The following is a 12471-nucleotide window of genomic DNA, read 5'->3' on the forward strand; positions in this document are numbered from 1 at the left end:
GTCCCGGCGGCGTAAGGGTGCCGCCACGTCCTCGCGGCGTCGGGGCGCTGCGACGTCCCGGCGGCGGTGGGGCGCCGTGACGGCCGCGCGGCGCAGGGGCGGTGCGACGTCCTGGCGGCGGTGGGACGTCGCGGCCGTCGCGATCGTGGCCACCGGCGGCGGCGTGGCCTGGTTCGCGGCCGAGCATCCGGGCTGGGCGGCGGCCATCGCGGGCCTGCTCGTGATGCTCTTCGCCGGCGGGCTGGTCCTGCGGCGCCGCGCGATCGAGGCGGGGCGGCGGCGGTTCCTCGCCGCCAACGCCGAGCTGGAGAAGGTCGATCTGATGTCGGGCCGGGAGTTCGAGCACCTGGTGGCCGAGCGGATGATCGCCGAGGGGTTCCGCCAGGTCCGCGAGTGCGGCGGCAGCGGCGACTTCGGGGTGGACATCACGGCCGTCGCTCCCGGTCACGGCCGTTACGCCGTCCAGTGCAAGCGCTACGTCGGGTCGGTGGGCGCGCCGGAGGTGCGCAACTTCCTGGGCGCGCTCGCCAACACCTACGCCGGGCACACCGGCGTGCTCGTCACCTCCGGCCGCCTCACCCGGCAGGCCCGGCAGGAGGCGCTGGGCGCGCGGGAGCCGCTGGTCCTGGTCGAGCGCGACCGGCTGGCCGACTGGCTGGTCGGCGCGGCGCCGCTGCTCCCCGCCCGGCCGGGGCGGCGGGCCTGAGGAGCAGGTGCGGGCCGCGCCGGTGCTGGGGGGACCGGCGCGGCCCGCGTTCGCCGGGGAACCGTCCCATGCCCTGGAGGTGGCCGGCGAGATCAGGGGTGCCCTAGTGGCCGAACTGCTCCTCCTCGGTCGAGCCCTTGAGCGCGGTGGTCGAGGAGTCGGGCGCCACGGCGGTGCTGACCAGGTCGAAGTAGCCGGTGCCGACCTCGCGCTGGTGCCGGGTGGCGGTGTAGCCGCGCCGCTCGGCGGCGAACTCGCGCTCCTGGAGCTCGACGTAGGCCGTCATGCCGTCGGTGGCGTAGCCCTGGGCGAGGTCGAACATCGAGTAGTTCAGCGAGTGGAAGCCGGCCAGGGTGATGAACTGGAACTTGTACCCCATGTGGCCCAGCTCGCGCTGGAACTTGGCGATGGTCGAGTCGTCCAGGTGCTTCTTCCAGTTGAACGACGGCGAGCAGTTGTAGGCGAGCATCTGGTCGGGATACTCGGCCTTGATCGCCTCGGCGAACTCGCGGGCCACGTCCAGGTCGGGCGTGCCGGTCTCCATCCAGAGCAGGTCCGAGTACGGCGCGTACGCCAGGCCGCGCGCGATGCACGCCTGGATGCCGTTGCGGACCCGGTAGAAGCCCTCGGCGGTGCGCTCACCGGTGGTGAACTCCTGGTCGCGCGGGTCCACGTCGCTGGTCAGGAGCGTCGCGGCCTGGGCGTCGGTCCGCGCGATGACCAGTGAGGGGACGTCGCAGACGTCGGCGGCGAGGCGGGCGGCGTTGAGCGTCTTGATGTGCTGCCCGGTCGGGATCAGCACCTTGCCGCCCAGGTGGCCGCACTTCTTCTCGGAGGCGAGCTGGTCCTCCCAGTGCACGCCCGCGGCGCCGGCCGCGATCATGCCCTTCATCAGCTCGAACGCGTTGAGCACGCCGCCGAAGCCGGCCTCGGCGTCGGCGACGATGGGCGCGAGCCAGTACGGGGCCTCGACGCCCTCCGACCAGGTGATCTGGTCGGCGCGCAGCAGCGCGTTGTTGATGCGGCGCACGACGGCCGGCACGGAGTTGGCCGGGTACAGGCTCTGGTCCGGGTACGTCTGCCCGCCGAGGTTCGCGTCCGCGGCGACCTGCCAGCCGGACAGGTAGATCGCCTTGAGGCCCGCCTTCACCTGCTGCACGGCCTGGTTGCCGGTCAGGGCGCCGAGCGAGTGGACGTAGTCCTCGGTGTGCAGGAGCTGCCACAGCCGCTCGGCGCCGAGCCGGGCCAGCGTGTGCTCCTCCTGGACGCTGCCGCGCAGCCGGATGACGTCCTCGGCGCTGTAGGTGCGCTCGATGCCCTCCCAGCGAGGGTTGTTGTCCCATTCGTCCTGCAGCTGCTGAGCAGCTCCCTTGAGGCGATCGATCATGGTCACTCCTTTTTCGTCCCCTGGGTGCCTGTGCCGAGTGTGTGCCCGGGAGGACACCGGTCAACAGGCGCAGTCGAGCAGAAGAATCGTGAAATTTTCCTCCTTGTCCATTACTGGCGGGTATTCAGTAGGGAAGAATTCGCGAGTTTTACCGTTGGCCTAGACCAATCCGGGGCGTCCGCAGGCGGTCCCGCTCGGGGTCCCCGATGGGCTAGAAGATGAGCAGATTTTCTGTCTAAGATGCGTACATGGCCTCGTTGCTGGGCGAAGAACCGCTGTCTTTGACGCAGGAGCTCGATCTCATCGCGTTTGGCCAGCGCCTGCGCCACCTGCGCAAACAGCGCGGCCTGACGCTGTCGGACCTCGGCGCTCGGGTCAACCGGGCACCCAGTCAGCTCTCCCTCCTGGAGAACGGCAAACGTGAGCCGAAGCTCTCCCTGCTCAAATCGCTGGCCGCAGCGCTCGGCGTGCCCGTCGAGGAGCTGCTGCGCCGCCAGCCGCCCAACCGCCGCGCCCAGCTGGAGATCGCCCTGGAGGAGGCCCAGCGCGACCCCCTCTACGCGGGGCTCGGCCTGCCTCGGCTGAAGGTCTCCGCCCGCGTGCCCAACGACGTCCTGGAGCACGTGCTCGGCCTGTACGGCGAGCTGCGCGCCCGCCAGGCCCGCGGCACCGCCACCCCGGAGGAGGCCCGGGTGGCCAACGCCGAGCTGCGCCGCCGTCAGCGCGAGGTCGGCAACTACTTCCCCGAGATCGAGCAGGCCGCCGCCGAGGCCCTGGACGCGGTCGGCTACCGCAGCGGCGCGCTCTCGCAGAGCACGATCCAGAGCCTGGTCACGCACTTCGGCTACACGGTGCACACCGCCCAGGACCTGCCGCGGTCGGTGCGTTCCATCACCGACATGCGCAACCGCCGCATCTACGTCAAGCACGAGCAGCTCGGCATGCACACCCCGCGTACGATCCTGCTCCAGACGCTCGGCCACCTCGCCCTCGGCCACGACAAGCCCCGCGACTTCGCCGACTTCCTGCGCCAGCGCACCGAGGCCAACTACTTCGCCGCCGCCGTGCTGGTGCCCGAGCGGGCCGCCGCGCTCTACCTCCAGGAGGCCAAGTCCGACCGGGCGCTGTCGGTCGAGGACCTGCGGGACGTCTTCGCGGTGTCGTACGAGATGGCCGCCCACCGCTTCACCAACCTCGCCACGCATCACCTGGGCCTCGTCTGCCACTTCGTGCGCAACGACGCGGGCGGCACCATCTACAAGGCGTACGAGAACGACGGCATCGTCTTCCCCGCCGACGAGCAGGGCGCGATCGAGGGGCAGCGGATGTGCCTGCAGTGGTCGGGGCGGCAGGTGTTCCTGTCGCCGGACCGCTTCTCGGTCTACTACCAGTACTCCGACTCGCCGACCGGCACGTACTTCTGCGTCGCCCACGTGGACCCCTCGCGCGAGCGGGACTTCGCGATCACGCTCGGGGTGCCGTACAAGGAGTCGCGGTGGTTCCGGGGGCGCGAGACCACCCACCGCACCAAGTCCGACTGCCCGAACGGCGAGTGCTGCCGGCGCCCGCCCGCCGAGCTGGCCGAGCGCTGGGAGGGTTACGCCTGGCCGTCGGCCCGCGCCAACTCCCACGTCCTCGCCGCGCTGCCGCCGGGGTCGTTCCCCGGTGTGGACGAGGCGGACGTCTACACCTTCCTGGAACGCCACGCAAATGGTACATAACCCGACATAACGGGTATCGGGGGGTGGGGAGGAGGTGGTCGGAGGATGCTGCCCGAAGTGCGCGGATGGCTGCGGCGCCGTACGTCGTCGGCCCGCGACTGGCCCGTCCGGGACCTGCTGGCCGCCAAGGGGACGACGACCGTCAGCGTGGTGCTCCCGGCCCGCGACGAGCGCGCGACCGTCGGCGAGATCGTCGAGATCCTGCGCCGCGAACTGGACGGCCTGCTGGACGAGGTCGTCGTCATCGACTCCCGCTCCCGTGACGACACCGCCCGCGTCGCCGCGCGGGCGGGCGCCCGCGTGCACGCCCAGGACGAGATCCTGCCCCACCTGCGGCCGCTCGACGGCAAGGGTGAGGCGCTGTGGAAGTCGCTCGCGGTCACCCGGGGCGACGTCGTGGTCTTCGCCGACGCCGACATCAGGCACTTCCGGGCCTCGCTCGTCGGCGGCGTGCTCGGCCCGCTGCTCGCCGATCCGACCCTCGCCTACGTCAAGGGCTGCTACGACCGCCCGCTCGACGGCGCGCCGAACGGCGGCGGCCGGGTCACCGAGCTGGTCGCGCGCCCCCTCATCAACCTGCACTGGCCCGAGCTGGCCGGGTTCGTCCAGCCGCTGGCGGGCGAGTACGCCGGCCGCCGCTCCGCACTGGAACGGGTGCCCTTCCTGACCGGTTACGGCGTCGAGCTCGGCCTGCTCATCGACCTGCTCGACCTGGCGGGGCTGGACGCCTTCGCCCAGGTGGACCTGGGCTCGCGCGAGCACGCGCCGCAGTCGACCGAGGCCCTGGGGGCGATGTCCTGCCAGATCATGCTGGCCGCCTGGTCCCGCCTGCGGCGCCAGGGCAAGATCCAGACCCGGCACGAGCCGTCCTGCCTGCTGGCGCAGTTCCGGCGCGGGCTCACCGGCCACGACGTGACCAGCCGGGACATCGCCATCGCCGAACGCCCGCCGATGCTCACCCTTTCCGGCCGCCTTCCTGCCGGGGCCTACTGACCGGTAAGGTGTTACCACTGGTAACCCCGGCGGCGGGGTCGGAAGGGGAGTGTGCGGCCCATGAGCGGGTTCTGCCCGGAGCTCAGCGACGACGTCAAGCAGGTACGCGACTGGGTGCACGAGTTCGCCCGCGACGTGATCCGCCCCGCGGGCGCCGAGTGGGACGAGCGCGAAGAGACCCCCTGGCCGGTCATCCAGGAGGCCGCCAAGGCCGGCCTGTACTCCCTCGACTTCTTCGCCACCCAGTGGCTGGAGGAGAGCGGCCTCGGCCTGCCGGTCGCGTTCGAGGAGATCTTCTGGGGTGACGCCGGCATCGGCCTGTCCATCGTCGGCACCGGCCTGGCCGCCGCCGTGTCCGCCAACGGCACCCCCGAGCAGATGGGGGAGTGGCTGCCGCAGATGTTCGGCACCGAGAACGACGTCAAGCTCGGCGCCTTCTGCGCCTCCGAGCCCGACGCCGGCTCCGACGTCGGCGCCATCCGCACCCGCGCCGTCCGCGACGGCGGCGACTGGATACTGAACGGCGTCAAGACCTGGGCCACGAACGGCGGCATCGCGAACGTCCACATCGTCGTCGCCGCGGTCGACCCCGAGCTCGGCACCCGCGGCCAGGCGTCCTTCATCATCCCGCCCGGCACGCCCGGCCTGTCCATGGGGCAGAAGTTCCGCAAGCACGGCATCCGCGCCTCGCACACCGCCGAGGTCGTCCTCGACGACGTCCGCGTACCCGGCTCCTGCCTGCTCGGCGGCCCGGAGAAGCTGGAGGCCCGGCTGGCTCGCGTCCGCAACGGCGAGCGCGCCGGCGAGCAGGCCGCGCTGCGCACCTTCGAGACCACCCGCCCGGCCGTGGCCGCCATGGCCGTCGGCGTCGCCCGCGCCGCCTTCGAGCACGCCCGCGACTACGCCCGCGAGCGCGAGCAGTTCGGCCGCCGCATCGCCGAGAACCAGGCCGTCGCCTTCCTCCTCGCCGACATGGCCACCCGCGTCGACATCGCCCGCTTCATGACCTGGCGCGCCGCCTGGATGGCCCGCAACGGCCGGCGGTTCGAGCAGGCGGAGGGCTCGATGTCCAAACTCGTGGCCAGCGAGACGGCGGTGTGGGTGACGGAACAGGCGATCCAGATCCTGGGCGGGGCCGGCTACACCCGCGAGCACCCGGTGGAGCGCTTCCACCGCGACGCCAAGATCTTCACCATCTTCGAGGGCACGTCGGAGATCCAGCGCTTGATCATCGGCCGCGCCGTCACCGGGCTCCCTGTCCGCTGAGAAAATCGCACGTCAGATGAGGTGGCGTACTCGCAGGGCCACGCCTCTGGCACGCTACGCCGTATTGGTCTCTCGCCACTGCGCGGACCTCGGTTCTGCCTCAGTTCTGTCTCAGCCTCCGGCCGCCCGCGCGATCGCCCGCATCCGCGCAGGGGCCGAGGAACATGGGATCAAACCCTTCATGACGCCCGCCGGCGGCACCTGGAACGACGGGCCCAGGCGGCCGCTCGGTCGCCTGCCATGTTTGCGGTAGCTTCCCTGAGGTCATGAGCGGCCCGACGACGGCAGGGAGAAGACGTGCCGGAGCACACGAGACAGGGCGCGGGCGAGGTGCGGGACACGCTGCCCGAGGAGCTGCGCGACCTGCTCGACCGTTTTCGCGCGACGGCGGCCGAGCGCGGTCTGCCGCCGGAGAACGTCGAGCGGTGGCTGCGTACCGCCCGCCGTGGCGCGATGCTGTACCCGGAGGCGGACGGCCCGGTCGTCGGCCGGTTCGGCGGCCCGTTGATGTTGCCGCCCGGCATGCCCGCGCCCGGGACCTCGGATACGGACGACCCCGTCGCCCACCAGCTCATCGCGACCATCGACCTGGCCGCGATCCCGGAGGGGGCGACCGACCTGCCCCTGCCGTCCGACGGTCACCTGTTGTTGTTCGCAGTGCCCGAGCTGGGGCTGGAGGTGGAGCTCGCCGGCAGCGCGGTCTACCTCCCGGCCGGGGTCCCCGTCGAGGAACGCCGACAGGACCTCGACTACGAACCGTACGAGTACGACTCGCCCGAGGACCTGGACGCCGACCTGCGCGGCCACGGTGAGCTGCGGCTGGCGCGCGCGGTGTCCCTCCCTCTCCACAGCGGGTACCACGACCTGCATTTCCGATCGGACCTGGCCCGCGTGTGGGACGAGGCCGCGGCCGAGCTGCGGCCGGCCCGGCACGTGCCGCTGCAGATCGGGGGGAACGCGGCGGACCACGAGGGCTGGGGAGATCCTGTCCGCGGGTCCGCGACAGTGCTGGAGGGGCCTGAGGACTGGGTGCTCCTCGCGCAGTGGGAGGGCCTTCCGATGGCCACGGTGTACTGGACGATGCCCCGGCAGGACCTCGCGGAGCTGCGCTTCGACCGGGTCCTCGTCCAGATGTACGCCAATCCCTGACCTCAGCCGCCATGAACGATGACGCCCCGCTGCCCGCTGAGCCATGACGCCGGGCAGCTGCCGCTCGTGCGTCCTGGCACGCTGGTGGACTTCCTGGTCGAGGTCTTCATCCCGGTCGGCGGCCGGGCCCGTGTGTGGCCTGGAGCTGGTTCACCGCCTCCACGACGGGCGCCGCGCCGTCCTCTGCCGAGACCCGGACCGAGAGGGCCTGGGCCCGCTGCCGGTAGGTCGGGTCAGTGATCGCGGTGGTGAGCGCGGCGGCCAGCCGTGCGGGCGTCAGGCGGCGAAACGGGATCGCGGTGGGGGCCACGCCTAATGCCGTCAGCCTGGACGCCCAGAACGGCTGGTCGTTCATGACCGGCACGGCCACGGCGGGCACCCCCGCCCGTACCCCGATTCCGGTGGTGCCGGCGCCGCAGGCGTGGGCGACGGCCGCCAGTTGGGGGAAGAGCCAGTCGTGCGGTACGTCGCCGACCGCCAGCAGATCGTCGGAGATGTGTCCCTGCAGGCCGGTCTGCAACACGCCGCGCAGCCCGGCCCGCCGCAGTGCGTGCACGACCAGCTCTGTGTACTGTTCGGCCCGCGTGCCGGCCAGGCTGCCGAAGCCGACGAAGACCGGTGCGGGCCCCGATGTCAGGAAGTCGCGCAGCACCGGATCCGGCTGCCAGCCTCGCGGCCGGGGCGGCCACCAGTAACCGGTGATCTCCAGCCCTGGCCGCCAGTCGGCCGGGCGCGGCAGCACCAGCGGGCTGACCCCGTGGAAGACCGGCCAGCGCGTGCTTTCCCGGTGCCGGTAGAGGGCGCGGGGAGTCATCGGGGGCAGCCCGAGCCGGGCCCGCATCTTCGTGCTCATCCCGGCGAGCAACGGGCCGGCGGCGGGCACCTCGAACGCGAGCCGGGCCGCCCTGCGGTTCCCCCACCGCCCGAGCGACCGCTGGAACAGGCTCATGACCGGCGGAAAGTCCCCCGTAGGGTCGATCGGCTGCAGATGCACCCCCATGCTCGGCACGCCCATGGCCTCGGCGACGTGATGACCCGGCGCGCCCGCCACGCCGAACAGGAGCAGGTCGGCCTCCTGCCCGGCGAGCTCGGCCAAGCCGTCCATGAGCTGCTCGCTGTACTCTTTGAAGGCGCTGATGGAGAAGCGGCCGGTCAGCGCGTGGAGCGGGTCTCCGGGAAGCGGGAAGTACTCCAGGCCCGCATCGGTCACCAGCTCCGCGTACGGCTGGTGCGCGGCGATCGTCACCTCGTGCCCGGCCTCGCGTAACCGCACCCCCAGCCCCGTGTACGGCGCCACGTCTCCGCGCGTGCCGACTCCGATGATCAGAACCCGCATCCGGTTCCCCCTGTAGCCTCGTTTATCATGCACTCGCATGGTAAACGAGCGTGATGGCTTTTTCTATACAGTCGCATGAGAAAGTGACGGGATATGCCGAAGATCGTCGACCACGACGCCCGGCGGCGGCACATCGCCGAGGCCGTGCACCGCGTCATCCACGGCAAGGGCATGGACAGCGTCAGCCTCAGGGAGGTCGCCGCCGAGGCCGGCATGTCCATGGGGGCGGTGCAGTACTACGTCACGACGAAGGAACAGATGCTGCTGCTGGCGCTGGAACGCATCGGGATCTGGATCGGGGAACGGGTGGCGGTCGTCGCCGCGCGCCAGTCCACGCCGCTCGACGTCCTGCGGGCGACCATGCTGGAGCTGTTGCCTCTGGACGAGGAGCGCAGCTACCTGAACCGCATCGGGCTGGCGTTCCAGGCGAGCTCGGTGGTGTCCGAGAACCAGGCGGTCGCGATGCGGATGGGGTATCCGGTCCTGCTGTCCTTCCTCGCCGAGCAGTTCAGGGCCGCCCAGACCGCCGGGCAACTGGCCGCCCACCTGAATGCCGACGAGGAGGCGCGCATTCTGTACGCCTTCGCGCAGGGCATCGTGAACGCCACCCTGGTCGGGCACTACACGCCCGAAGAGGTTGCGGCGTTGCTCGACTATCACCTGGCGCGGCTCCGCGCGGGGTGATGGCCTAGCCCGACGCCATTCACGCGCTGTTCGCCGCCTCGCCGGGCCGACGAGGTGGCCGATCAACGCGCCGAACGTTGAGCACACCGCCCGCCATGAACCGGAGCACGCATGTCGTGAGCGCCTACGGTTTGCAGGAGACCCGGCTGATGTCTGACGGTGCGGGCTTGAACCTGGTCTCGAAATCTTCCGGATATGCGTCCACGGCGCTCGTCAGGTGGGCCTTGAAATCAGTCGTCCACTGCTTCCTGACGTAGTCGATGATGATTTTGGTGATCGCTTCGCAATCTGCTGCATGACCTCTTTCCATGGCGATGCCGTATTGCTGTATGGTGCCGAACGCGCCGGGGAAGATGATCTTGTATTTGCCGGGACGGGCCTGTATGAAGCCGTGCAGTATGATCTCGTCGTCGAAGACGGCGTCGGCGATCTTGTTCTCCAGTTTGTCCACGCATGCGTTGGTGGTGGGGGCGGGGTTGTCCAAATTTGCGCCCTGAATTTCGACTTTGTTGCCGGTGGTGTCCTCGACAGCGCACACCACTTTTCCGGCGAGATCCTCTCGGGTCTTCATTCTGTCGTCATCCGCCCTGACGAGCAGAGCTTGCGGGGTGGTCATGTAGGGGCCGGCGAAGTCGATGCCGTCGGCCTTGCGATCGCTGGTGATGGAAAATGTCGCGATGACGAGTTCGGCGTGCCCGTCCTTGAGGCTGGCGGCGCGATTGGCCACGGTGAGGATGGTGGCTGCCGTCGCCCGGCGGCTCGCCGGATCTTCGAGCGCCTTCATGACCTGGATGTCGAAGCCGCTCAGTTTCCCTGATGCGCCGCCGACGGCGAATCCCGGTGAGTCGTTCGTGACGCCTACCGCGATCGTCCCGGAGAGGAGTGAGGTGCCTTTTCCGGAGGACGGCGGGCACGTTGGCCCGGAGCTGCACGCGAGCAGGGTCGACATTGCCATGGCCGCAGCGAGCAGGCTGTATGTCTTGCGCATGACAGACTGATCCTCTTCAATCATTCGACAGGGTGACTTTGAGGACGGAAAGATCGACCGCACAATTGGCGTCTTTGGCTTTGTTGATCACGACTACTTCGAGGGTGAGCTTTTCGGCGCCCGGCCTTATGTCCACCTGGAACTCTTCCTCGGGCAGGGTTCGCATGGTCGGACCCGGGTTCCTGGCGATGAGCGGCGTCACTTGAAGCTCGGTGCTGACGCGACACGTTCCCAGCTCCGGTCGGTGGTCCGACGCCTGTAACGTGATCAGTGCCTTCTTCCGCCAAGGCTTGACCGTGATCTCGATGGTCGCGTGCCCCTGCTCGGGCAGCAGGCCTTTCACGTTGTCGAGGTGTATTTGGGCGGTCGCGTCGACCGACTGGTTCTCGTTGACATAGGCGCTCACATAGGTGATCGCGCCGACGATCGCATTGAGTGCGAACAGTGCGGCGATCACCGGCCATCTTGTGATCGTGATGATCCACTGGGCCGGCCCGGGTTGTCCCTCTTCCGGCTTCGACCGCGCGATCCAGGCGGCGATGATGGTTCCCCCGAAGGAGAGAATCGCGGCGACCAGTCCGGTGAGGACGTTGTCCGACCTCACATAGGTAACAATCAAACCAATTGCCCCAATGGCCCCTATGCAGAGGAGCGTGGCGCGCAAAGGGGTGTGGTCCTTCTTCGCGCGCCTATGGGTTGTCAACGAAACCTCTCCTGCTGGTGGAGAATTCGACGCCGCACGCCCAGTTGTGAGGGTTGTCTCGGATGTCCGGTCTGCTGATCCCTGTCGCCGAGAGTACGAATATTAAACAGTGCAGATATTTGACCCGCAAGTGGATTCCTGATATCTGCGTTTTGGACACTTCGCCCATCAATCTGCTCATTTTCGGCCCGTGGCCGAGGAGTGACGATGTTACCCGCGAATGACGACAATGCGTAGTATTCTCGTTACAAGTAGTGGCAACCATTGAGAAGGACGACATCGCCATGCCCTTCGACGACTTCGACCGATCCCGGCAGCGCGGGCTGGACGATCACCTCCGGCGCATCCGGCAGTCCGACGACGACTCGCGCAGAAGGCGCGAGAGCTGGGACCGGCACGTGCACAGGCAGCAGTCTTCGGAAGGGATGAGCGGGTTGGAGATCGTCCTCTGCGTCGTCGCCGTCATCGTTCTGCTGATCATCATGGCGAGCCGCTGAGCGTTCAGGCGCGTGAGTGGTGGCCGGCCGGCTCAGGAGAACCAGTTGGCGCCCAGCTCCTGGATGGTCCTGCTGCCCTTGGGCACCAGCAGGGCCTCGCTCAGCACCTGGTTGACGCTCTTGTCGTTGTTGAGCAGGGCGAACAGGAGGAACGAGCCGCCGTCCGCGGTGCGGAAGCCGAAGATCGAGCCGTGGCGGGCGAAGCGGACGTACAGCCCCTTGTACACGGCGGGGAACGCCTTGCGGCTGAAGCTCTCCTTGGCCAGGCGGTAGCCGGAGGCGCCCTCCTTCTTCTCGTGGTTCCAGAAGTTCTGGTACTCCTTCGCCACGGCGGCGGCCAGGTCGTCGTCCATGTCCGTGACGTGGCCGTCGGCGTCGAGCAGCGGCTTCGGCATTTTCTGGCCCCAGTGGATCGGGGTCGCGACGGCCAGCCGGAACGACTGGCCGGGGGAGCGGAAGAACGCGAGCACGTGCGGGCGGGCGTGGCCCTTGGTGTCCTTGTAGGTGGCCTGCGCGATGAACCAGTCGCCGATCGACGGCTGCTTCTCCGGCCGGGGCAGGTAGATCACCGGGTCGCCGGTCAGGACGATCGGCTTGTGGCCCGGCTTCCGGTCGAAATCCTCGTGGTTGCGTTCGAGTACGCCCTCGTGCAGAGCTCCGTCGATGAACAGCGCGTCGAGGCGGGCGTTCTGCCGCCACCACTTGGGCTTCCGCAGCGTCGCGTTGTACGTGCTCACCCAGGTGCGCAGGGCCCGCGCCGCCTCCGGGCCGGTCAGCGCCGCCCGGGTCGCGGAGGGAGCGGGGGTGGGAGTGGCCGATGGCGTGACGGGCGGGGTGGTCGCCGATGAGGTGGCCGGGGTGGGTGGGGAGTCGCCGGAGGGCCAGGTGATGCGACCGGGGACGGCGGCGCAGCCGGCCAGGCTTCCGACCAGGGCTGCGATCAGCAGCGTTCCGCGCACCGGTATCGGCCCTCCGGGAGTGAGCAAAGGTATGGCCGAAAGAGAACTTATCGGACATCCGGCATCGGCTGGGCACTCGGCT

At 69.5% G+C, this 12471-nt stretch carries 12 protein-coding genes; 7 read left to right on the forward strand and 5 right to left on the reverse strand.

Annotated features, from left to right (window positions below):
- The first annotated feature begins 76 nt into the window (after positions 1 to 76).
- Positions 77 to 706, forward strand: coding sequence for a restriction endonuclease (locus SMD20_RS06415; RefSeq protein WP_329576159.1), 630 nt, complete (start codon positions 77 to 79; stop codon positions 704 to 706).
- Positions 707 to 809: 103 nt separating this feature from the next.
- Here SMD20_RS06415 and aceA read toward each other — a convergent pair whose 3' ends face one another.
- Complete coding sequence (aceA, locus tag SMD20_RS06420) at positions 810 to 2093, reverse strand: isocitrate lyase (protein WP_329576162.1); 1284 nt, start codon at positions 2091 to 2093, stop codon at positions 810 to 812.
- Between the two features lie 248 nt (positions 2094 to 2341).
- On the opposite strand from aceA, the gene SMD20_RS06425 reads away from it, so the two are divergent.
- The 4 genes from SMD20_RS06425 (at position 2342) to SMD20_RS06440 (ending at position 7222) form a co-directional block, all read left to right on the forward strand.
- The gene (locus tag SMD20_RS06425) at positions 2342 to 3814 is read left to right on the forward strand and encodes a helix-turn-helix domain-containing protein (protein ID WP_442942446.1); all 1473 of its coding nucleotides are present in this window, start codon (positions 2342 to 2344) and stop codon (positions 3812 to 3814) included.
- A gap of 45 nt (positions 3815 to 3859) precedes the next feature.
- Positions 3860 to 4807, forward strand: coding sequence for a glucosyl-3-phosphoglycerate synthase (locus SMD20_RS06430; RefSeq protein ID WP_329576165.1), 948 nt, complete (start codon positions 3860 to 3862; stop codon positions 4805 to 4807).
- Positions 4808 to 4867: 60 nt separating this feature from the next.
- Positions 4868 to 6073, forward strand: coding sequence for an acyl-CoA dehydrogenase family protein (locus SMD20_RS06435; RefSeq protein ID WP_329576168.1), 1206 nt, complete (start codon positions 4868 to 4870; stop codon positions 6071 to 6073).
- A gap of 297 nt (positions 6074 to 6370) precedes the next feature.
- A complete protein-coding gene (locus SMD20_RS06440; RefSeq protein ID WP_329576171.1) occupies positions 6371 to 7222 on the forward strand; it encodes a DUF1963 domain-containing protein in 852 nt (283 codons plus the stop codon).
- A gap of 106 nt (positions 7223 to 7328) precedes the next feature.
- Here the strand turns inward: SMD20_RS06440 and SMD20_RS06445 are convergent, their stop codons facing one another.
- Entirely contained in the window at positions 7329 to 8558 is a 1230-nt protein-coding gene (locus SMD20_RS06445) for a glycosyltransferase (protein ID WP_329576174.1), read from the reverse strand.
- A 93-nt stretch (positions 8559 to 8651) separates the two neighbouring features.
- Here SMD20_RS06445 and SMD20_RS06450 point away from each other — a divergent pair, with 93 nt between their 5' ends.
- Positions 8652 to 9242, forward strand: coding sequence for a TetR/AcrR family transcriptional regulator (locus tag SMD20_RS06450; RefSeq protein ID WP_329576176.1), 591 nt, complete (start codon positions 8652 to 8654; stop codon positions 9240 to 9242).
- Positions 9243 to 9366: 124 nt separating this feature from the next.
- Here the strand turns inward: SMD20_RS06450 and SMD20_RS06455 are convergent, their stop codons facing one another.
- Positions 9367 to 10230 carry a transporter substrate-binding domain-containing protein gene (locus SMD20_RS06455; RefSeq protein ID WP_329576179.1) on the reverse strand — a complete coding sequence of 288 codons (864 nt, stop codon included), beginning with the start codon at positions 10228 to 10230 and terminating at the stop codon, positions 9367 to 9369.
- A gap of 16 nt (positions 10231 to 10246) precedes the next feature.
- Positions 10247 to 10894, reverse strand: coding sequence for a hypothetical protein (locus tag SMD20_RS06460; protein WP_329576182.1), 648 nt, complete (start codon positions 10892 to 10894; stop codon positions 10247 to 10249).
- A gap of 293 nt (positions 10895 to 11187) precedes the next feature.
- Here SMD20_RS06460 and SMD20_RS06465 point away from each other — a divergent pair, with 293 nt between their 5' ends.
- Positions 11188 to 11430, forward strand: coding sequence for a hypothetical protein (locus SMD20_RS06465; RefSeq protein ID WP_329576185.1), 243 nt, complete (start codon positions 11188 to 11190; stop codon positions 11428 to 11430).
- A gap of 32 nt (positions 11431 to 11462) precedes the next feature.
- Here SMD20_RS06465 and SMD20_RS06470 read toward each other — a convergent pair whose 3' ends face one another.
- Positions 11463 to 12389, reverse strand: coding sequence for a hypothetical protein (locus SMD20_RS06470; RefSeq protein WP_329576188.1), 927 nt, complete (start codon positions 12387 to 12389; stop codon positions 11463 to 11465).
- Positions 12390 to 12471 lie beyond the last annotated feature (82 nt).

It is taken from the genome of Nonomuraea sp. LP-02 (genome assembly GCF_036289125.1).
Classification (GTDB): domain Bacteria; phylum Actinomycetota; class Actinomycetes; order Streptosporangiales; family Streptosporangiaceae; genus Nonomuraea; species Nonomuraea bangladeshensis.